This is a genomic window from Colwellia psychrerythraea 34H, from assembly GCF_000012325.1.
Classification (GTDB): domain Bacteria; phylum Pseudomonadota; class Gammaproteobacteria; order Enterobacterales; family Alteromonadaceae; genus Colwellia; species Colwellia psychrerythraea_A.
Genome location: NC_003910.7, coordinates 3197549 through 3219364, shown reverse-complemented (window position 1 = coordinate 3219364; position 21816 = coordinate 3197549). Strand labels below are relative to the sequence as shown.

The 21816-nt window shown below is 36.3% G+C and carries 20 protein-coding genes; 13 read left to right on the top strand and 7 right to left on the bottom strand.

Going from position 1 to position 21816, the window contains the following annotated elements:
• Positions 1-20 precede the first annotated feature (20 nt).
• Complete coding sequence (locus tag CPS_RS13805; RefSeq protein ID WP_011043874.1) at positions 21-614, bottom strand: LysE family translocator; 594 nt, start codon at positions 612-614, stop codon at positions 21-23.
• A 102-nt stretch (positions 615-716) separates the two neighbouring features.
• Between CPS_RS13805 and CPS_RS13800 the strand changes: the two genes are divergently transcribed.
• The 6 genes from CPS_RS13800 (at position 717) to CPS_RS13775 (ending at position 8602) form a co-directional block, all read left to right on the top strand.
• On the top strand, positions 717-1586 hold the full coding sequence (locus CPS_RS13800) for a LysR family transcriptional regulator (RefSeq protein ID WP_011043873.1): 870 nt from the start codon (positions 717-719) through the stop codon (positions 1584-1586).
• A gap of 403 nt (positions 1587-1989) precedes the next feature.
• Positions 1990-4074 (top strand): amidohydrolase family protein, encoded by a 2085-nt coding sequence (locus CPS_RS13795; protein WP_011043872.1) that lies wholly within the window; start codon positions 1990-1992, stop codon positions 4072-4074.
• A 447-nt stretch (positions 4075-4521) separates the two neighbouring features.
• Positions 4522-5448, top strand: a complete 927-nt coding sequence (locus CPS_RS13790) for an ABC transporter ATP-binding protein (RefSeq protein ID WP_011043871.1) — start codon at positions 4522-4524, stop codon at positions 5446-5448.
• Positions 5445-6206, top strand: a complete 762-nt coding sequence (locus CPS_RS13785) for an ABC transporter permease (RefSeq protein ID WP_011043870.1) — start codon at positions 5445-5447, stop codon at positions 6204-6206. Before CPS_RS13790 ends, CPS_RS13785 begins: the two co-directional genes overlap by 4 nt.
• Before the next feature lie 325 nt (positions 6207-6531).
• Positions 6532-7308, top strand: coding sequence for a hypothetical protein (locus CPS_RS13780; protein ID WP_138140291.1), 777 nt, complete (start codon positions 6532-6534; stop codon positions 7306-7308).
• Positions 7309-7912: 604 nt separating this feature from the next.
• Positions 7913-8602: a hypothetical protein gene (locus CPS_RS13775; RefSeq protein WP_011043867.1), complete on the top strand. Its 690-nt coding sequence runs from the start codon at positions 7913-7915 to the stop codon at positions 8600-8602.
• 376 nt (positions 8603-8978) lie between these two features.
• Here CPS_RS13775 and CPS_RS13770 read toward each other — a convergent pair whose 3' ends face one another.
• The 4 genes from CPS_RS13770 to CPS_RS13755 all read right to left on the bottom strand — a co-directional run bounded on the left by CPS_RS13770 (position 8979) and on the right by CPS_RS13755 (position 13574).
• The gene (locus tag CPS_RS13770; protein ID WP_187148273.1) at positions 8979-9494 is read right to left on the bottom strand and encodes a PqiC family protein; all 516 of its coding nucleotides are present in this window, start codon (positions 9492-9494) and stop codon (positions 8979-8981) included.
• Positions 9495-9601: 107 nt separating this feature from the next.
• Positions 9602-11344, bottom strand: a complete 1743-nt coding sequence (pqiB, locus tag CPS_RS13765) for an intermembrane transport protein PqiB (RefSeq protein ID WP_011043864.1) — start codon at positions 11342-11344, stop codon at positions 9602-9604.
• Positions 11334-12551, bottom strand: a complete 1218-nt coding sequence (locus tag CPS_RS13760; protein ID WP_011043863.1) for a paraquat-inducible protein A — start codon at positions 12549-12551, stop codon at positions 11334-11336. The genes pqiB and CPS_RS13760 overlap by 11 nt, the downstream gene beginning before the upstream one ends.
• A gap of 69 nt (positions 12552-12620) precedes the next feature.
• Positions 12621-13574: an AraC family transcriptional regulator gene (locus CPS_RS13755; protein ID WP_011043862.1), complete on the bottom strand. Its 954-nt coding sequence runs from the start codon at positions 13572-13574 to the stop codon at positions 12621-12623.
• 68 nt (positions 13575-13642) lie between these two features.
• On the opposite strand from CPS_RS13755, the gene CPS_RS13750 reads away from it, so the two are divergent.
• From CPS_RS13750 to CPS_RS13725, 6 genes are all read left to right on the top strand, one after another.
• Entirely contained in the window at positions 13643-14254 is a 612-nt protein-coding gene (locus tag CPS_RS13750) for a cytochrome P460 family protein (protein WP_011043861.1), read from the top strand.
• Between the two features lie 374 nt (positions 14255-14628).
• Entirely contained in the window at positions 14629-15186 is a 558-nt protein-coding gene (locus CPS_RS13745; protein WP_011043859.1) for a hypothetical protein, read from the top strand.
• 31 nt (positions 15187-15217) lie between these two features.
• Positions 15218-15766, top strand: coding sequence for a cytochrome b (locus CPS_RS13740; RefSeq protein WP_238383540.1), 549 nt, complete (start codon positions 15218-15220; stop codon positions 15764-15766).
• A 53-nt stretch (positions 15767-15819) separates the two neighbouring features.
• On the top strand, positions 15820-16272 hold the full coding sequence (gene msrB, locus CPS_RS13735; protein WP_011043857.1) for a peptide-methionine (R)-S-oxide reductase MsrB: 453 nt from the start codon (positions 15820-15822) through the stop codon (positions 16270-16272).
• Positions 16269-16769: a peptide-methionine (S)-S-oxide reductase MsrA gene (msrA, locus tag CPS_RS13730; protein ID WP_011043856.1), complete on the top strand. Its 501-nt coding sequence runs from the start codon at positions 16269-16271 to the stop codon at positions 16767-16769. Before msrB ends, msrA begins: the two co-directional genes overlap by 4 nt.
• 35 nt (positions 16770-16804) lie before the next feature.
• On the top strand, positions 16805-17347 hold the full coding sequence (locus CPS_RS13725) for a peptide-methionine (S)-S-oxide reductase (RefSeq protein ID WP_011043855.1): 543 nt from the start codon (positions 16805-16807) through the stop codon (positions 17345-17347).
• Positions 17348-17768: 421 nt separating this feature from the next.
• On the opposite strand, the gene CPS_RS22930 is transcribed toward CPS_RS13725, so the two are convergent.
• Positions 17769-19154: a HAMP domain-containing sensor histidine kinase gene (locus CPS_RS22930; protein ID WP_011043853.1), complete on the bottom strand. Its 1386-nt coding sequence runs from the start codon at positions 19152-19154 to the stop codon at positions 17769-17771.
• Positions 19147-19860: a response regulator transcription factor gene (locus CPS_RS13715; protein ID WP_011043852.1), complete on the bottom strand. Its 714-nt coding sequence runs from the start codon at positions 19858-19860 to the stop codon at positions 19147-19149. Before CPS_RS13715 ends, CPS_RS22930 begins: the two co-directional genes overlap by 8 nt.
• 134 nt (positions 19861-19994) lie before the next feature.
• Between CPS_RS13715 and CPS_RS13710 the strand changes: the two genes are divergently transcribed.
• Positions 19995-21257 (top strand): hypothetical protein, encoded by a 1263-nt coding sequence (locus CPS_RS13710; RefSeq protein WP_011043851.1) that lies wholly within the window; start codon positions 19995-19997, stop codon positions 21255-21257.
• Positions 21258-21816: the final 559 nt, after the last annotated feature.

Sequence of the window (21816 nt, the reverse complement as noted above, 5' to 3'; positions counted from 1 at the left end):
CACTTGTCTGTGTATTGAGTTTAATTAAATTGTGAATAGAGTAAAAAACATGCGGTCACAATCAATAACCCGCCCATTAATTGATTAAAAAGATTTAGCCTTAATTGATTACTCAACAGTATTGTGACTTTATCTCCTAATACAGACCAGGAAAAAAGTGATAGATAACAGACTAAAAAATAGATAAGTAAAAAAGTTAAAAACACCTGGTTATTCTCAGGCACTGAAAATAAAGAAACACCCGACACACTTGCAATCCATGCTTTGGGATTTAACCATTGTAAAAGGAAACCTTGCATAAAAGTGGGTAGGTTTTGTTCATTAATATCTAGTTTAGGCTTTGAAGATGCGATTAAATATCCCATATAGACAATAAATAATGAACCAGAAATGGCTAAGTATTTAAGCAATAATGGATACAAGTCAATAACTTTATAAAAACCTAATCCAATAAATAATAACAGTGATGTGAAGCCAATCGTTCCACCTGAAACGAATGAAAACGTTTTACGTACTCCGTAATTTGCTCCTGAAGATAAAATCACCATATTCACAGGCCCAGGAGATATTGACATAGCCAATGAGAATGAAAACATTGCGAACAATAACGACATAATTTTACCTCTAGTTTTTTGTAAACTATATATCCATTCTATTAATAAGATAAGGTGCTAGAATTAAACTTCACTGTTCTAAATACTTTAATAAAGATACACATGATAGATGAATTACGAGCAATGGCTATTTTTGCTGAGACGATTAAACAAGGTTCGTTTCGAGCGGCTGCAAAAGAGTTAAAACTTTCACCTTCAGTTGTTAGCTATCAAGTGACTCAATTGGAAAAATCTGTTGGTACGGCGTTAATTTATAGATCGACCAGAAAACTGTCATTAACCTCTGAAGGTGGAGTACTGTATCAGTATGCTTTGAATATGATCCAAGCTGCACAGCAAGGGTTAAATCAAGTAGCTATAGAAAAACAAGAGTTAAGAGGAACTTTAACCCTCACCTTACCTTCAGCTTTAATCAAATCAGAAATAAGCAAAAAAATATCTCAATTTAGTAAGTTACATCCTTTTTTGAATTTTAAATTATTTTATACCGATGACAGACAAGATCTTATACACCAAGGCATTGATTTAGCTTTTAGGGCGGGGTCAATGGATGACAGTAATCTTAAATCAAAACGGGTTGGTGAAATTAATAGAAAATTAGTTTGTTCTTACGATTACTGGAAAGAAAATATCCCCCCCATTTCTCCTCAGGACTTAACGACATGGAATTGGATCAAATTAGATATGCTTCCAAATCACAGAACGTTAGTAAATTCTGCTGGTGAAAAATGTGACATTGATTTTGAAAGCAATATCAGTGTAAATAATGTTGAAGCTATGACTCAGCTCTGTATCAATGGCGCAGGTATAGCAACGCCTCCTGATTATTTAATCGAAAAAGAAATTGAAAATAATGCCTTGGTGGAATTGCTACCAAATTGGCAAGTTGAGTCGATTCCCCTATATGCAGTTTGGCCAAGTAATGTATTTCAAAATAGTAGTGTTAAACGTTTATTAGAATTTTTAATCTGACAAAAACATTCGGATTGAATACGATAGTTCTCAAGCACACTAACGATCGCTTAGCTATGCACCTTGCTCTTGCCCCATAAAAATGGACACTAACTAAGAATGTTTCCTTTAGCTTCTGAGTCCGAAGGGTTTTTATACTATGGCACGTTAGCTTTTATTAATTTTAAAATATTATGTGGTTTATCGTAATTTCCTGACAGCATTTTCCGAAAAATCTCAATTAATTTTTCTAAATTTAGCTAGCGCCTAAAAACCATTGAACAAGAAATATCACTTTCTTTGAAAATCCACAAAGAAGTTTTACATTACAGCAAGTTGTTAGCTTCATACTACTCAGTTGCATAGATCATTTATAGTGTCTATTCTTCGTGTTCTCAAAGCTAAAATAATAAAAGGCATCGCCATGCAAATTCAAAAACCGATGAAAGCTATCCAATCAATTATTAGTGTCGTCGTGCTGATGACCACTTTAGGATGTTCTCAACAGTATGAGGCAGTAAATACAGTACAAGTTGCACTACCTAATCAAGAAAAATTTAGATTAATATTAGGTGGTACCGATGTAGGTGGAATGTTAGTTAATCGCAATGCTGAAAACATTATTATTGACTATTCATATAGTAATAATGGTCGTGGTTCTAGTAGCAAAGAAGTTCTGAAGTTGTCAGATACAGGTTTACCCATTGATTGGCGCATTACAGGAAAAACGGTTTTTGGTAATGAAGTTGATGAACAGTTTAGCTTGCAAGACAATATGGCGTATTGGCAGAGTACAGCTGAAAAAGGCAGTGCAAAATTTAATAACAGCGCTATATACATTGCGCAAAATGCGAGTCCGTATGCGCTTTACATATACGCTACAGCCTTGCTAGAAAAGCCAAATCATTCATTATCTGCATTACCTTCTGGCGAACTTACAATCACCCAAGTCGACAAGGTTGACCTTAAAGATATTAGCGGTGTGTTGGTCAATGCGACTATTTATGCAATCAATGGCATTGAACTGGATCCTAGCTATATAGCACTTGATGAGAACCAGCATATGATTGGTTATTTGTCGCCACGTGCTGTTGTGATTCGTGAAGGATTAGAACAACAAAGTAAGATCTTAAGCGATTTAGCGGCTAGCTTGAACGCAAGTCGATTTGAAAAAATAGCGAAGAAAACGACGCACCTATATGAGAAACCCGTGCGTATTAACAATGTCAGAATATTTGACCCAGTTAACATGCAACTTACTGATTCTCAATCAGTGCTGATTGAGAAAGACAAAATTACAGCTATCGAGCCATTGGTTGATATTCCTAAAGAAGGAGAAATTCTGATTGATGGTAATGGCGGTACATTAATCCCAGGATTATATGAAATGCATGGCCACATGAGCGATAACGACGCCCTACTTAATGTGATGGCAGGAGTGACTTCTGTTCGAGATATGGGTAATGAGATTGAAATACTAGATCCTTTAATCGAAAAAATTGAAAGTAATCAAATCATCGGTCCACGCATTACTAAAAGTGGCTTTATTGAAGGAAAAAGCGAATTTTCAGCTGCCACTGGAGAAATTGCTTCAACTGAACAAGAAGCCGTTGATCTTGTGAATACGTATGGTGAAAAAGGTGGTTATTTCCAAATCAAGATATACAGTTCTATTAATGGTGAGTGGGTGCCAGCCATGGCGAAAGCAGCAAAGAAACACGGCATGCGAGTAACAGGACATATTCCCGCATTCTCAACAGTTGATGAAATGATTGCCGCAGGGTATGACGAAATCACCCACATAAACCAAGGTATGCTCAGCTGGGTACTAGATCGAGATGAAGATACTCGAACACTTTATCGCATTACGGGAATGAAACGTTTTGTCGACTTGGATCTCAATAGCGAAAAAGTACAGAATACCTTAAACACCATGGTCGAAAAAAATATAGCGGTTGATCCCACCATTGTCATTCATGAATTTGGCTTAACGGCCAGAAATGGTAAAACTCGCATTGGCACAAAAGATTATATCGACAATATGCCTGTCGGAGTTCAAAGACAAGCGAAAGTCGGTTTATTAAATGTTGCTGATCAAGAAGAGGATAAGGCTTACCAGTTGGCTTTTGATAAAGTTATTGAGACACTCGCATTAATGCATAAAAAGGGAATTTTCCTCGTTCCAGGTACCGATCTAGGTGGCGCTTTTGAGCTGCACAGAGAGTTAGAACTATTCAAAAAAATTGGTATGTCTAACGTTGAAGTATTGCGCAGAGCTTCTTATGACATGGCTAATTATTTAGGCTATGGTGATCAACTTGGCAGTATTGAAGTCGGAAAACTGGCTGACTTTTTCTTAGTGCCTGGCGACCCAACAGCAGACCTTCGCGCTATCAAGACTGTGTCAATGGTTTCAAAAGGTGGTGTGATTTATTTCCCAAGTGAAGTTTACCCTGAGTTTGGAATCAAGCCATTCACGACAATACCCACGATCGTTGAGAGCAATTAATTTTTAAGATATTAACCAAATGTTTAAGTGCCCCTTTAAGGTGCGCTTATCAACATCTAATACTCTTTATTCGCTCTAGGGTGTCCTTTTCTACGTCGCTAACAATGGCTTTTATTAGCGATTAACGGAGTATTTTGTCGCTGTTAGCTTTCGAAGTTAGCCCCCCAGATTTATGATGACAGACCGCTATATTGCGTATAGCGGAAGCTAGCAACTCGTTAATCCTAACGCCCGCTTCAAGCTAAATTCTGAAGTAAGTTTTGTGTAAAGAGACTTATTAATTTACGTAGCGTCGCATAATAATTCGATGCTAGAAGTTTTTACACAGCCTGTGGCATTAATGAATATAGAGTATAAAAATTTAGCCGTTAATTTAGTGATTTTTCTAGCCATCAATAGGGCATGTCGTATACCTTAGTATTATTAAAATATTGATGGAAAATAATCTTGCAGCCCATTATTCAAATCACAGACGTTAATAAAGTTTATGCTAGTGGCTTTCAAGCACTTAATAATATTAACTTATTAATAAAACCCGCTGAAATCTTTGCCTTATTAGGGCCAAATGGTGCAGGTAAAACGACACTCATTAGTACTATTTGCGGCATTGTTGATGCTACCTCTGGGAAAATTACTGTTGATGGTAAAGATATTGTCTCAGGTTACCGACATACGCGTGAACTTATTGGTTTAGTGCCGCAAGAGTTAACCACCGATGCTTTTGAAACAGTATGGGCGACGGTTTCATTTAGTCGTGGATTATTTGGTAAAAAATCGAATCCTGCTTTTATTGAGAAAACACTTAAATCATTGTCCCTTTGGGATAAAAAAGACAATCGCATGATGGAGTTATCTGGTGGTATGAAACGCAGAGTGATGATTGCTAAAGCACTCTCTCATGAACCTTCTATTTTATTTTTAGATGAGCCTACTGCTGGCGTTGATGTAGAGTTGCGCAAAGACATGTGGCAATTGGTACGACAATTACGAAACGATGGTGTGACTATTATTTTAACCACACATTATATTGAAGAAGCGGAAGAAATAGCAGACCGTATTGGTGTCATTAAAAATGGTCAACTTATATTGGTTGAAGATAAAACAGCTTTAATGAATCAACTAGGTAAAAAGCAATTGATTCTCGATTTAAAAGAGCCATTAACTGAAATACCTGCAAATATGGCTGATTTTAATTTACAGATTAAAAATGATGGACAGCAATTAATTTATAGTTATGACACCACTGAAGAGCACACTGGGATTTCTGCTTTACTTCAGCAGTTGTCCGCAGCAAGTATTGGGTTTAAAGATATCAAAACAGATCAAAGCTCGTTGGAAGATATATTTGTCTCGTTAGTAAGGGAATCAACATGAATCGTTACGCTGTTTCGGCCATTTATAAATTTGAAATGGCGCGTACAAAACGCACTATTTTTCAAAGTATTATCTCTCCAGTGATTTCAACATCACTTTATTTTATTGTTTTTGGCTCTGCGATTGGTTCTCGTATTACTGAAATAGATGGTGTTAGTTACGGTGCTTTTATTGTACCGGGCTTAATTATGTTATCGCTATTAACACAAAGTATTTCTAATGCGTCATTTGGTATATATTTTCCTAAGTTCACTGGCACTATTTACGAATTACTTTCTGCTCCAATATCTTCTTTTGAAGTATTGCTAGGTTATGTGGGCGCTGCAGCGACTAAATCGATTTTGTTAGCGTTAATTATTTTAGCAACAGCGCATTTGTTTGTCCCCCTTGAAATAGCACATCCATTTTGGATGTTATTCTTTTTAGTGATGACTGCGATAACTTTTAGTTTATTTGGTTTTATTATTGGCATTTGGGCAGACAACTTTGAAAAGCTACAAGTGATACCACTTATTGTCATCACCCCACTTGTTTTCTTAGGAGGTACCTTTTACTCCGTCAGTATGTTACCGCCATTTTGGCAAACGGTAACGCAATTTAACCCCGTATTTTATTTAATTAGTGGCTTTCGATGGAGTTTTTATGAAGTGGCTGACGTAAGTTTAATAACAAGCTTATGTGTGATGAGCGGCTTTTTAGCTTTTTGTTTATTAGCCGTTGCCTGGATATTTAAAAGTGGTTATCAGATAAAGCAATAATAGAGATAATATGATTAAGCAGAATGCAGTTAAAGGTTAATTTGCAAGAGTGTTTATTAATAAGTATTCAACAAATTTCGATTGTTCAATGGCAACAGTTACTACAATAGAGTCGTTAGCATCAATGATTACCTTATGATTTCTTAACGCTATTAGTGGCGGTTTACCCATTTTGCAATGGGGCACATGCGCCTTAGAATTTTCAAGCCTAATTTTTGCCGTTCCCTGCGGTATATAGTCCTTAACTATACCATTACACGTTTTATCAAAATCTCTATAGGCAGGCCAAACTATTTCCGTTGACAGTAATTTTTTATTTGCTAAAGTGAAATTACCTGAAAATCAATTGTTACCCGTAATCATGCAAAGAGTTCTATTTGTTGTATTAGCCTTGGTTCAGTTTTTGGTGGTCCATATTAGCGCAGCTGAAATCCCATCATTCAAAATCAATTCAGCCAGTTCAGGTGAAAAAACAAAGTCTGTCATCCTGATGAAAGAGATCATTGCAAACTTATACGGACGAGCAAATTACCAGATAGAATTTTTACACACAAACAGACAGCGTGAGTCTGTTTTGTTGCAACAAGGTAAAATAGATGCTGTGCTCGCAAGGTATCGCGATATAGGAGATGCAGACCCAAACCTGATCAGATTAGAGCCAGAATTAATCAAGGCTTACGCATTTATTGTTTGTCATAAAATCGCATCTTGTCAGTCTTATCGACATACAACTATTGGTTACCTCCATCATTTTCAATATGCGAAAGCTTTTTGTATAGAACAAAAACTGAATTGTAGAGAATTTAACTCAAAGACAGGCCTTTATAGGGCGATGGCAGAAGGTTTCATTGACGTCATGGTATCCTATAACGTCAATATTGAAATACTAAGAAAAATTAAGTTTGATACTCACATCTATGTAAAGAAACTAAAAGAATTATCCTTCAATAGTTATCACTATTTGCATATAAAAAATAAAAGTTACCTTAAAGAATTAAGTCATGCCTTAACAAAATTGCATCAAGAAGGGGTCATCGAAAAAACATTTGAACGATTTCAAAATGAAAGTTTAGCCAATAAAAACATCACCATATTACCTTAATCTTCTTTCTACAGATGAGATGGGTAGTCATTACCCATTGATAAAAAAGTTTTTTTTTTCGTTAGACGGCCACTTAAAAATTATTTTCTAAAGTCCGCTTTTCCCCATAAGCTACAAAAAAGATGAGGTAAATTTAGCTTATTGTTTATAACCGTAATGTGGCAAAAGTGACGGTTTAATCAAATTCCTCAAAAGGCGTAGTTTTTTAGCACCAATAAATATTGTTGCTATTGACTATATTGTCCATGTGCTTACCTATTTAACGTGCCCTCATATTTGGTTCTCCTAAACCCAGCAATACCTAATAAGAAAGGGTGGTGTGGGAGGTAGCCAGAGAGGCATTGTTCACTATTACCAACCAAGCAGATAAGCACTACACGAAAAAACGCCCCAATATCCTATACTAACAATATGAATTGATTAGTTTTGTATATTAATGCGTGAGTTGTTAGTCCAGTTATAGAGCTAATTTGATCACGAAAGCATGCCATTATGGTAGTTAAACATTTGAAATTTACGCACATGAATTAAAGACTAGTTAACAGTTAAAATATCCATTGCAGTACTGTCTAGATAATGTACGGATATGCTTTAAGGATAAATCATGAGACCAGATGAAGAATATGTTCTTGCGACCCTAGCGTCTAAATTCGGTGGTAAATATATCGATGGCGAAGATCCGCCAGACGGTTATTTACTACTAAATGACCGGAGAATTGCCGTAGAAGTTACCAAACTGGTTGAGCACATAAATGAAAATGGAAAACGACGTTCAAGGTTGGCAGATGATGTGCCAATCTCAAATATCGTCGAACAGTTAAATGAAGAAATAGGCAACCTAATTCCTAAAAACCGATGGATTCATCTTGTTATTCCCAGCCCAATTAAGGGGATCAATGAATTTAAAAAAGAACTGACCCGAATAATTCTCAACATGATTGCGACCAAGACACATGACTCAGTGATAGACATTTTAGGTTATGTGGTATCAATCAATTTATATAAGTGTCAATACCCGCCAAAGAAAAAAGTGGTTCAGTCAATTGCCACTAAATTTGCTTCGACAAACATTCAGGAAAACACCCAATTCCTTTTAGAAAACCGGATCAGCATCAAGAATCAAAAATGCAATGCCAATGGTGATGTAGATGAATATTGGCTGGCACTCTTTAATACTTATTGCATGGCCGACGTTGATTCATATCGGGGAGCCTATGATTCTCTAAAATTAGTGCATAATTTTAGTAAAATCTACCTAATTGATGGATATCGACGTGTTTATAAATTGTACTGATGTCAAACTGCATTCAAAAATGGATTGAGAAATAGTAGTGATAGTATGAATCCAAATAATGATGAATATCGTGGGGATGACGATGATTGATGTAATGTAAGTTATCATTTGATGGTTGAAGCAAAGCCTTGATAAGAGCTTGCTTCTTTACGTTCGCTTTCGTATTTAAATAGCCCATTCTGAGCTCGTTTTTTCATTCATAAAATGGTGGATTTGTGGCAAAAGTGACGGTCAAAGAAAACCCTTCAAACGTCATAGCTTTTTAGCACCAATAAATCTTGGTGCTAATGTTCCCTTGCTGCGCCTAGCGGAAGAAGACCGCAACAAAATCAAACGTTAGCTTTTCGATCATATAGCAGACATCAATTTATTAGTTCTATCTCACTATGTCATAGTTCTCCAATATAACTGACGCTGACATCATCGACACCAATCTTCGCATTTGGGCAACTGCGTGAGTGTAGCCATCTTCATTTAATAATAATTCGAAGGAAAAATGCTGCTGTATTATGTTTTGGACCTTATTATTCTCTGTCCAAAATACACCAGATAATACTACCTTTGAAGCTGTGCTGGGGTGAAAATAATCTATTCTCACAATTAACTTATCAGTACTTTTTTTGTTCGACTTTAATTCATCAGTAACAAATTGAATACTGTTATTATTTAAGTTTAAGTCATTAATTAACGCTTTGGTAAAACCAGCTTGTAGCGGCTCTGCCCACACATCAAAACGAGCATAATGTAATTGATGTACATTTAGCTGCATTACTAATTGTGGTTGGTCTAGATAAGCCGGAAGTTCTAGCACTTCTACAACAACTGTTTTGTTAATATTTACCGAATTTTTAGCTAAGTGTTGGCTATTAAGTAAATAGTAATTTGTTTCCAAGGGAATTTCTGAATTTGAGCTACAACTACTTAGAAAAACAACCAATGTTGATAAAGCTAGTATTGAAAAATTCCTGATAAAAAGGGGGGATCGTGTTTTCATTGAGTTCATTCTGCCTTCTTATTAGGGGTATATTTTTTAGGTTCAATCGCATCAACTTTACCTGATTCAAATATTAAGCCGTTAGGTTGGTGTTTTAATTGATTAAGAAGTGGCTGTAATTCGTTCATGACCTTAGTTAATGCCGATAATGTTTGACGAAGATCTTCATACCCTTTAGAACCAGCAGAGAGATCTTTACTTAATTTTGTATAGCTTTGCAGGGTCGTTTTCAATTCCTGAGTCAATTGCTGCTGATTCACACCATCAAGTACGCCTGATAAATTATCACTAACACTTTGAAATGATTTTGCTGTTTGGGTGAATTCAGTAATAAGTTCGTTAGTATTACCAGAAATTTTCTCTAATGGTAGAGCATTAAGATTATCGATGAACTGGCTTGCCTTCGCGGTAATTTGTGAAAACTCATCATCAACACTAGGGATGATCGTATATTCACCATATTGGCTATTTTCAAAATCAGTTCTTTGTGTATTTTCCTCCTCATTATTCAAATCAGAATAGTGCTGAAAATCAATAAACAAACTACCTGTCAGTAAACTACCCGTTTTTAAACTCGCTCTTAAACCGTCTTTAATCCATAACTGATGCTGCTGTTTCATAAGGCTTACACCCATTTCATTATCGGGTAAGCCAACTCTTCCGGGTTGTAAACTTATTAAAATTGGTATTTTTATGTCTTCATCAAAAATTTGAGGTCTATCGCTATTTCTTTGTGCTAGTAGGTTAATAGATTTAACATGCCCTATTAATACTCCTCGATATTCAACAGGGGCGCCAACACTCAAACCGCGAATGGTATTACTGACCAAAACAATGTATTCAACAGAGTATTTATAACGTTCATCGTCAGCCTCCTTATAATTTGCATAGATATCAAAGTACGATCGTTCGGTAATTTCTTCGCCATTTTCCATGCCTTTGGGTACATCAAAAGTAACCCCATTAGTTAGCATGGTTTCTATGTTACCGGTTTGTATTGATAAACCATCGGCCGTTAAATCCATCCGTAAACCACTAACATCCCAAAACTTAGTGTTGGTGGTGACTAATTGATGATACGGCGCTTTAATAAAAGCATTGTAATAAACTACACGTTCTTCAAAGTTAAAGTGAATGTGCTCAAACTGACCAACCGTTAAGCCTTTATATATGATTGGGTCACCTTTTGAGTAAGCAAACTGGTCGTTACTGTTTAACGTTAAATGTAAACCAGGTGCTCCGGGAGGAGTTACTGGTGGATCTTTTAGCGCAATAAACTCTGATGTTAACTCATCTACTTCTTCTTCATGAATAGAAGAGGGATAAAATTCAATATACACGCCTGATATCAAAGTACTTAAACCAGAAATTCCGGTATGTGATATTTCTGGTGATACTAGCCAAAAATCACTATTTTTATTAAGTAACTTTTCTGCGTTTTTTGTCATTCTTGCCGTTACAATAACGCCATCAGCATTTTCGTTAAGTACGATATTAGATACTTCACCAATGTCGACATTATAGGATTTTATTTTAGTCTTACCTATCTCCATACCTTCAGCAGAATCGAACGCGATGGTGATTACTGGACCTTCATTACTCAACTGATAATAAATCATCCAAGCGCCAATTAACAAAGCAACAAAGGGTACAAACCAAATCATAGATACCGACTTTAATTGTTCAATATTTGCTGGGCTTACATCAGTCTCTTTATTAGATATATCGGTATATTCGTTATTGGTCATTACACTCTTCACTATATAAATTGTTTTTTGTTTGCCAAATGAATTGCGGTTCAAAACTCATCGCCGCCAGCATGGTCGTGATCACTACACCAGAAAAAGCTAATGCTGCCCCACCTGGATAAATACTCATAGTATTGCCTAGTTGAATAAGTGTAACCAGAATGATCACCACATAAACATCAACCATAGACCATCGTCCGACAAACTCAGCTAACCGATAAAGTTTCACGCGCTCTTTAGAAAAACGACTATGTTGGTGTTGAACACTATAATTTAACCATACCAAAACCAACATTTTTGCCATAGGTACTGCAACACTAGCGACAAAAATAACAGCAGCAATTGGATAGGAACCCATTTCCCATAATAAAATAACGCCTCCTAAGATAGTACTCGGTTCATCTTGTCCTAAAAATCGAGTATTCATAATAGGTAAAATATTAGCCGGAATATAAAAGACGATAGACGTTATCAGTAAGGCCCAGGTTTTTTGAACACTTATTCTCTTTTTTAAAGCTAGGCTCAAATGATTGCGTGGCGTTACGTCTTTAAGTTTTGTAGGTTTTATCTGTTTTTTTTGTGTCGCTTGATTTGATTTACAATAATTCAACAATTGATTCAATTGATGTTTATCCATATGCAACACTGCAGCTGTCATTGCTAAGGAAAACAATATGTAAGCATAAAATGATGGACCAAGACTAATGTCAGCCAATGAAATGATTTTAATTAAACTCACTAAAACGCCAACAACAAATATCTCTACCATACTCCAAGGTAATAATTTATAGGTGAGTTTTAAAAGATACTGACCAGCTCGAGGGTAAATTCCTTTTCGTAATGCAATGGTTAGGTAAATCAATGAAAACAATATGAGTGCCGGTATTACAAATATTGTCAGTACTTCAAGTACAGCTAAAACGTGATAATTATTGTTGTTCAAAATAGTTAAACTTGCCAGAATATCAATTTTTCGTTCAATTCCATTGGACTGAAATGCTAAAAATTCAAAAGGTAATGATAATAATAAGAAAAATATGGCAGATATAGAATACGCCAGTATTCTATCAAGGGCATTATGATGTTTTGAGGATAATAAAAAACCACAGCGTGGACAAAGCGCTTTTTGTCGTTCGATCAATAGTGAAATATCGACGGATAAAGCACATTCATGACATTCTACAATGCTACTAGATTGGTCGTCCAAACGGTACTCACTAGTTATATACGAATTTAAACTATACGAAATAAGATTTTAGATAGATAGTATTAGTTATTATATTAGTTTCTCTAATTTTTTACGGAATTGACTAGGTGTATCTCCATAGTGATCTTTGAAGGCATGTGAGAGTGTGCGAGCGTCAGAAAATCCTATGACATCAGCAATTCCTTCAAGTGATAAATTGGAATGTTTTAATAATTGATAAGCTTTGGCCATACGCCAACGGCTTATATAAACCATTGGAGAAACACCGATGGCAGCTTTGAATTTACGCTGTAAGGTCGCACGAGACATACCAACCACATCACTAATAATATCTAGTGTCCATTGTCTTTCAGGGTGCTGATGGATGAGCTGTAATATTTTATTCAAACGAGGCTCTTTAAGTGCTGATAAGAAACCCGTTAGGTGCTCATTTTTCTCAATAAAGCTGTTCAGTAACTGAATAAATAACACTTCAGTTAAACGGTCGATAATACTATTCTTCTTATTATTTGTTCTGATTATTTCTGCATCAATTAATTTTACTGTCATCCAAATATTATCATTCGATTGAATATTGGAAAGTTGAATTATGGAGGGTAAGGCGCTGAGAATAGGGTGTTCAATAGCTTCATCGTATTCAACTATTCCACACATAATCTTATTGGTGATTTCACCTTGTTGAAAAAGTGGCATACCTAAAGCGCAGGCATCCCCCGCTTGTTCACAAGGCACCCGTTCGCTTTCAATTTCATCTGCTATCCAATGCATATCTCCGCCTGGGATCATGACGATATCCATTGGATTTACATTAATATTGCTGGATCCTGCCCCAACATAAAAATCGCCTTCCAAGGCAATATGAAATCTTGGCATTTCAATCGATGATAATGACATACCCCACGGAGCAGCAAGACTCGAATGAAAGAATATACTGCCACGAAAACGAAGCGTATCGATGACATCATCAAGTACATTAAATTCTGATGTTGGACATTTGAGTTGATGAGCGACGTTTTTGAGCATTTCAGATACCAAGGGTTAATAGTAATGGCTGCTATAGTTGTTTTTTACGAATTAAAGCAGAGTATATTATGAAAGCGAATAAAGTATTAATAGCAATATCGTTCCTGTTTGTGCAAGTCATTTTTTCAGGATTCACTTATGCAAATGAAGCGTTTGTAATGAAAAACGGTGAACTTGAACGTCCAACGGGCTATCGAGAATGGATCTACGTTGGCACACCCGTGACACCCAACGACATGAATAACGGGAAAGCGGCATTTCCTGAACTTCATAATGTTTATATTGACCCTATGAGCTGGAAACATTGGAAAAACAAGGGTGAATTTCGTGATGGTACTATCATCATTAAAGAGCTAGTTTCTGTTGGTTCCAAGTCTGCTGTTAGCGGTAATGGCTATTTTATGGGCGACTTTATCGGTCTTGAAGCGACAATTAAAAGTAAAAAACATTTTAAAGATGAACCAGGAAACTGGGCATATTTTAGTTTTTCAAGTGCGGATCATAAAACGTTGTCAAAAACAGCAAAAGCATTCCCTTCAAAGTCCTGTAATTCATGTCACGCTGGTGCTGCGGCAGATGACTTTGTTTTTACTCAATATTACCCGGTATTAAGTCAGGGTAAAGGCATGAAAATGAAAGCGGGTGGTGGCCATTTTGACAGTCTTAAACCTGTTAAATAAGAAAATTATAAGTTAGCTCGCCGTTTTATCATTTGATTTCCTATTAAAGTCGAATGATAAAACGACTCATTTTTATAGCTTTATAAGTAATACCAATTTGATTAAATTTCTTCCCTAGTCAGAACTACATTGGTGAGCTTAGAACAAACAAAATTTGTTAAACATAGTAATTCTATATTTCACTAATTTTGTGATGTTATCAGTTTACCAATGAGTTCCCAAAGGGCGAGTTTAAAAGGTCTAGATGCTACGTTATTGATTTTGAGAAGGGAATGACCATTCTCTGCAATCAATGCCTTGCCTCTAAGCCTTTTAATTCTAGCTGACAGGGAAAGAACTTAATCAATTTGGTATAATCTTTACCGGAGAAAAATATGCTTAAATTTTCAACCAACACCTTAAATCGATTAAAAATTGCTGTCGTCATACTATTCCTACTGCCTTTTCATACTATGGCCGAAACAGCCGCAACATCATCAGGAAAAGCAGTCGATAATGAATATGCAGCTAAAGTATGGCAATACATGGTTAACAACAAGCTGGTAGGTGATGGGCGTATACGAAGCTACCCTTTTGTAGGAAACCGACCACATGGCAGTATCCAAGAAGTTATCTCAACTAACGCTGAAATAGATGGTCAAAAAGGAAAATTGATCGTTAAGCACAACTATGGCGCTAAAGAAGAACTTACACCGCATAAAGTTTATAGCGATGATCAAGCCGATAATTATGTAGCGCTTACGATTATGTTTCAGCGTGAAAACGGCTACGACTCATCTAACAGTAATTGGTTTTGGGCTGAGTATTATCCTGATGGTAGTATCATTAACTATCAAGGCGTAGATTTATCCGGCCGTTCAGAGATGTGCTTAGGCTGTCATACTCCGCTTGGAGGTGAAGATAGGGAAGTGTTAAACGGCGCTTCAAAATAACAGTATTGGTGAACAATGCAGGGTACAACGAGTGATTATTAGAATATTACATTGGAGCATTGTGGTTAGTGTTATGATGGCATATTCAACAGCTTATTATCGTTATTGGTATACCACGCAAACTGAAGTTGCTAATTGGACTCTACTCGTTATTCATATCAATGTTGGTTTATTGATATTTATACTCAGTATTGTCATGTTCACATTGTATTATCGTTTATCTACAAGCAAAGATAGTGCTGCACCGGTAATAACAACTACGACGAAAACAACGCCCGCTAGAATAATGCATTATGCTTTGTATTTTATGCTGATTTCTCTGCCAATCAGTGCTTATCTTGGCACTGGCTTCGATATTCCGGTATTAGGAGCTTTTAATTTACCTGGCTTTTTCAGATTTGAATATATTGAACAGACAGTGCTACAAAAATTCGATATGTTAATGATTACTCTTATTGAACCTTTTGCTAATTATCATCGAGATATCGCTTCAGATATCTTACTTCCACTTTTGCTAATTGGTCATATAGGCGCGGCAATTATTCATTATAAGCTCAAAAAAATTCGCCCTTGCTGTTAGTGAATTTAATGAATAATTGTTATTTTTACCCATTCTGACTATGAGATAAAGTTATGACAAAATATCATAAATCTACCCATGTAATTTCCGCTCTAACCAAAGAACAATATCGAGTGACACAAGAAAGTGGCACAGAACGAGCTGGTAGTGGTGAACATCTTAATAATACTTCACCTGGTATTTATGTAGATATCGTTTCAGGAGAGCCACTTTTTGCTTCATCAGATAAATATGAATCTGGCTGTGGCTGGCCAAGCTTTACCAAACCAATAACGTCAAAAAACATACAAGAACTAAGTGATAGCAGCCACGCCATGGTTCGTACAGAAGTCCGTTCAAGCCATGGTGATAGTCATTTAGGGCATGTATTTAAAGATGGACCCACAAGTAAAGGCGGGTTACGTTACTGTATTAATTCAGCATCACTTCGTTTTATCCATCGTGATGAGATGGTCAGCAACGGCTATGGTGATTACATTGACCAAGTAGAGGATTTATCAATATGACAATTGAACGTACAATTTTGGCTGGCGGTTGCTTCTGGGGAATGCAAGATCTTATACGTAAACTTCCTGGAGTCACGTCAACCCGAGTGGGTTATACCGGTGGTGACGTTATCAATGCTACTTATCGTAATCATGGTAATCACGCAGAAGGCATAGAGATATCATTCAATACTGATGTGGTCAGTTTCCGAAGTATCCTTGAATTGTTTTTTCAGATCCATGATCCAACAACAAAAAATCAACAAGGGAACGACCTAGGGGCTTCATATCGTTCAGCGATTTATTACTGTTCAACTGAGCAAAATACTATAGCGATGCAAACAATCATCGATGTTGATGCATCAGGCTTATGGCCTGGGCCTGTAGTTACGGAGTTAGTTCCTGTAGGAGACTTTTGGGAAGCCGAAATAGAACATCAAGATTATCTACAAAATACACCGAATGGTTATACTTGTCATTTCCCCAGAAGTGATTGGGTCTTACCTTCAGTTAAGTAAGTCAGTAAAGTGAATCACTAAAGGATCCTTCAATTATGGATAACATTATGCATAGTGAGGAGTTCAGCAAGATTGGTTTCGGCGGTGGTTGTCATTGGTGTACCGAAGGCATTTTCGAATCACTTATCGGTATTAAAGCGGTGAATCAAGGATGGATCGCTTCTATCGGCTGTGATGCTGAACTCTCTGAAGCAGTTGAAGTCTATTTCGATGAATCTATTATTTCTTTGCAGACGTTGATCGAAATTCATTTACATACTCATGCATCTACAGCCAATCACTCGATGCGACAAAAATATCGATCAGCTATATATACTTATAACGATGCGCAAAACCAAGACGCTAAAAGAGTTTTAGACTCCCTACAATGTGATTTTGATAAAAAAATCATCACACAGGTACTGCCATTTGATGCGTTTAAAAAGAATAAGGATGAATTGACCAATTACTTATACAGCTCACCCGATAAACCTTTTTGTAAAACTTACATTCATCCAAAATTAAGGATTCTGTTAACGCGTTTCAAGCATCAGGTTAATGAGAGGAAGCTAGCTTTATGTATACCGAATAATGACTAGTCAATCAATTGACCACAAAATTTTAAATCGTTTTTTTAGCACTAATATTTATTAGTGCTAATGTTTCCTTGGTGCGCTAAGCGGAAGCTATGAGTGAGTTAACTGATACTTCGGCTACTAGCCAATTGCGGACATTAAGCCTTTGCAAATTCAGGAGCATATTTAGGGCAATATTAGCCAAAATTTTCTGCTCACTTGTGGGGCTGGTTTAAGCTCATTGCTGCCAGTGGGTTCCATCTCAGAACGCTAGCTCAAGCCACAAAGTGGTCGTTTTTTGTTGTTCAAAATCACCCAATCTAATGTTCACTACGATTCGAAAGCTGAGATGAATAATAATTGTATTTTAATCTTGCCTTAAATAACATTTTTGAGCTTCCTAATCTAGGTTTATTACCAACCAAAATTTTTGGGCATAATGAGATTAAATAACCCTAGTTTTCTTTATATTTCTCGACGGAAGGTGGTTTTCATGTGAACGAGGTAAGCTTATTTTGAATAGAGCGCCACCAGAGGTTGAATTAGACACATTTATTTCTCCAGCTAGCTGATTCACAGCACCTTTGGTTATGGCTAACCCCATGCCCAATCCACCTGTTTTCCTCGTTCGACTATTATCTAAGCGAGCATATGGGATAAATATTATATCGTAGTCTTTTTCTGCTATGCCTTTACCATCATCTGCGATGATGATTTCTATTTTATTTACAGCAATACTTACACTAATCGTTACCTTACTTTTGGCGTGAGCAACTGCATTTTTTATCATGTTGTCAATAATTAATCGTAAGTGTGCAGCTTTGCAATTAATAGTGATTATCTCTGTAAAATTCACAGTAACGGGTATCAGTGGATTAAGTATTAATTGCGATATTCGATGCGTTATAAAATTATTCAAATTGATGTATTCACAGTCATTTTCTTCCGTTTGAATATTCAATTTAGAAAACTGAATAATCTGCGAGCATAGCTCATCAATATCATCGATATACTGATCAATATTATCAACTAAGGAGGTTTGCTCTGCGGTCAAATTTTTGTTTCTGAGAATTCCTGTCGCTAATTGTATACGACTTAGCGGCGTTCTAAGTTCATGCGGTACAGCTTGCGCGAATACTTGGCTTTCATTCACTTTATTAGATAGCGCATCAGCCATTTTATTGAAGCTTTTGGCTAGTATTGTCAATGGCTCTGCAAGGGAGTTACTTGCTCTTACTTTTAAATTACCACTACCAAGTTGGAAGCTTATCTGGTTTAAGTGATTTATTTCTTTTTGTAGTTTTCTTATCGGGAGATACAACACTAAACCAATGACTACCACAATAACAAAAAGCAGGATGAAAATGGAATACTCTTCAATGTCAAATGGCTCATTTGTCATTTCATAACCTAAAAGTTCAGGTTCTTGCTGTTTGTCTTTAATAATAAATTTATCGGATGTATTGGCTACCGAATGAATAGACAATAATTCTCCATTTTGTATTTCATATACATCAACATTTTTATGATTATTTAAGTAAATACAGCTATTACACACAAGACTTAACGCTTGTGTGCCTAACCATTCAATATCAAAAGGATAATGTGAGCTATCAAGGTTGCTATAAAAAACACTGGCCTCACTGTTTTCTGTTTTTCTTTGTACTTCTAAGATATCCTTAAAAAATACCGTATCAGTTGCAAAGTCTTCGGTAGCATCATGAGCATTCCACTCATCTAAAACAGCAAAAGTGAGGAATACGCTGGTAAAAATGGCTAAAAACAATGAGCCATATAAGCGAGTAAAAAAAGGCGTAAATAAGTTATTCATTGACGAGTAAGTACCCTTTATTTCGAATTGTTTTAATCAGTTTATAGGGAGATTTTTCGTCATTAAGTTTTTTTCTAAGTGCTGATATACGCATATCTATCGAGCGGTTAGTTACATCAAAATCAATACCTCGTAATGAGTGAATACACTCTTCTCGTGAAACCGTTTGTCCTGATTTATCAGCGAGCAGTACTAACATATCAAATTCAGAGTTAGTTAAATCAACTAGGGCGTTGTTTAACGTTACCGATAAAGTATCTCGGTTAATTAACAACTTATTAGGTAATTCTTGTGTTACTTTTTCATTGTTAACCTTAGCACGACGTAATAAAGCCTCTATTCTGGCTGACATAATATGAGGTTTTGCCGGTTTTCTTAAATAATCATCCGCGCCAAGTTTTAATAAACTCACTTCGCTCAGATCATCTTCCATGGCGGTTAATACAATTATTGGCCCATTATAAAATTCGCGTGCTTGTTTACATAATTCAAAGCCATCAACGCCAGGTAACATTAAATCAAGCAAAATAAGGTCTGGCGATAACTTTTTTATCATCGCTATAGCTAAACTTCCATCAGCAATAATAGTGGTTTCATAACCTGTGCTTTGTAAATATATTTCAGTCAGTCGAGCAATTTCTTTGTCATCTTCAATAATTAATATATGCATTTTTTCATTGAGTACGGTTGTAGGTAATAAGAACATTGTACTGATTTTAGTTGATATATCGAGGTTTCTTACAAACGCTTACATAGCGCTTTATGGCTTACATACGCTTACCCATCAAGTCGATCTAATCTCGTATGATTATTGGTAGGCATTTACCAAAAGGATCGCTTATGAAAATTATCAGCTTAAACAGTATTGTATTATTAACCACTATTTCACTTTTAGGGGGTTGTAATTCAGACTCCAAAACAGTCACACCAACACCTGTTGCTACACCTGCGCCAACTACGCCGGCCCCTACGACTCCAACAACGGATCTTTCAGCCGAAACGTTGGCACTGGGTATTAGCGATGTTCCTAAAACGTTAATAAACACCTATAGCAAGGCCCTTAAATTTAATCGTTATACCAAGATTGATAGCCCAGATGGTAATGCCATTCATATTGTTGCACAAGATGCAGTTACCGATAACCAAATCGTTCGCTCTCGTAATATATTGCAACATTACCTAACCGATTACCCCGGTTCTGAATATGGAGTAGACAAAAGTGCAGTAGCCAATAAAATAGCCGAAAACGCTGGTGTTTTGTTATTACTCAATGGGGTTGATGACGGAACAAATGCAGGTGCTGAATTAGATGGTCAACCATTATATTATGGAGAAATGCAAGTAGAAGGCGGTAGCTGGTACATTAATCAAAATTACGATCATCGTGATGCTTCGTTTGAGGAAATTTTACATTTTGTTCATGATTACGGCATTGGTGTGGATCAAAACACGGTCTTTAACGGTGTATTACCAAATTATCAAGCAGAGATTCGTGCAGCACAAGTAACCGCTTTATCTGGCAAACTTTGGGCATGGACAGCAGATCAGGCTAGCTGGATAACAGAATTAACCGCTGAAAATAGCTTGTCACAAGAATATTTGGCTTCAGTTATCGATAGTTATTATGGTCTTTGGGGAGCATATAAAGAGAGTCCATATGGTATGTGGGGCATGTACATTGCTAAAACCCGTAATGATTTAGCTGCTAAAGATCCACAAGGTGCTGCCATCATGGATAATAAATTTTTCCATCCATACCTAACCTATAACGCGCGTATTGATGAAAGCTTTGTTGGCGATTTTAGCTTAAGTTATAACGCTAGCCTATCTTACACTCATCATGCTCAATATTTGAAAGATGTCACACTCACGGGCAGTAATAGCAGTAATGTCATTGTTAACCAACTTGATAATAACATTACTGGAAACTCAGCGGTAAACACGGTGATATTTTCAGGTCCTTCATCAGAGTATCAAATTAGCACTGAGAATGGTCAAGTGACTGTTCACGACATGCAAGATAATCGTGACGGTCTTAATACGCTCATCTCCATTGAAATGCTAAAGTTCTCCGATATGACAATGGATGCACCTAACGCTTAATAACATCACTTAATACAGGTCGCTTATTTCAATAATTTAGTTGAAATAAGCGCTTTAGTAGTAAAATAAAGGAATAGTAGATGAATATTAGCCATGATATTGGTACACAAACCCTTGCTACAATTAATCAGAAAGACAAAACACAAGAAATAAAGTCAGCTCACAAGGTGGAATACATAAAAATATTGATAAACTAAATGACGTAAGCATTTCTCTGGAAGGAAAATTAAATCAAGCAATAGACACGGCTTCTGACGAAATTGACGATATCTTGTTACGCCATACAAGCTCAGAGAAAAAACAACAACTTGACGGAATTTATAAAAAATTAGACAGCTTATTTTTAAAAGATATATTAACCAAAAAGGAAAAAGACTCTGCCGAAGTATTATTTGAAAAGGTGCATGTTATTCTTCAAAGTAGCCTTGATAAATTAACAACATGAGAAAGTAAAACGGTTAATAAGCTTGTCAATAAAATGGATTCTTTGACAGAGCTGTTAAATAAAAATAACGCCAGCGCTCCGATAATGGTTGGCTAACCCACCACTAAAGTTGAT

Excerpts from the sequence above, each read along its gene's own strand:
- CPS_RS13725 (WP_011043855.1), top strand. The coding sequence starts at position 16,805 with ATGGATAACATTATGCATAGTGAGGAGTTCAGCAAGATTGGTTTCGGC.
- CPS_RS13710 (WP_011043851.1), top strand. The coding sequence starts at position 19,995 with ATGAAAATTATCAGCTTAAACAGTATTGTATTATTAACCACTATTTCA.
- CPS_RS13715 (WP_011043852.1), bottom strand. The coding sequence starts at position 19,860 with ATGTTCTTATTACCTACAACCGTACTCAATGAAAAAATGCATATATTA.
- CPS_RS13750 (WP_011043861.1), top strand. The coding sequence starts at position 13,643 with ATGAAAGCGAATAAAGTATTAATAGCAATATCGTTCCTGTTTGTGCAA.
- CPS_RS13785 (WP_011043870.1), top strand. The coding sequence starts at position 5,445 with ATGAATCGTTACGCTGTTTCGGCCATTTATAAATTTGAAATGGCGCGT.
- CPS_RS13800 (WP_011043873.1), top strand. The coding sequence starts at position 717 with ATGATAGATGAATTACGAGCAATGGCTATTTTTGCTGAGACGATTAAA.
- pqiB (WP_011043864.1), bottom strand. The coding sequence starts at position 11,344 with ATGACCAATAACGAATATACCGATATATCTAATAAAGAGACTGATGTA.
- msrA (WP_011043856.1), top strand. The coding sequence starts at position 16,269 with ATGACAATTGAACGTACAATTTTGGCTGGCGGTTGCTTCTGGGGAATG.
- CPS_RS22930 (WP_011043853.1), bottom strand. The coding sequence starts at position 19,154 with ATGAATAACTTATTTACGCCTTTTTTTACTCGCTTATATGGCTCATTG.
- CPS_RS13795 (WP_011043872.1), top strand. The coding sequence starts at position 1,990 with ATGCAAATTCAAAAACCGATGAAAGCTATCCAATCAATTATTAGTGTC.
- CPS_RS13775 (WP_011043867.1), top strand. The coding sequence starts at position 7,913 with ATGAGACCAGATGAAGAATATGTTCTTGCGACCCTAGCGTCTAAATTC.
- CPS_RS13745 (WP_011043859.1), top strand. The coding sequence starts at position 14,629 with ATGCTTAAATTTTCAACCAACACCTTAAATCGATTAAAAATTGCTGTC.
- CPS_RS13805 (WP_011043874.1), bottom strand. The coding sequence starts at position 614 with ATGTCGTTATTGTTCGCAATGTTTTCATTCTCATTGGCTATGTCAATA.
- msrB (WP_011043857.1), top strand. The coding sequence starts at position 15,820 with ATGACAAAATATCATAAATCTACCCATGTAATTTCCGCTCTAACCAAA.
- CPS_RS13755 (WP_011043862.1), bottom strand. The coding sequence starts at position 13,574 with ATGCTCAAAAACGTCGCTCATCAACTCAAATGTCCAACATCAGAATTT.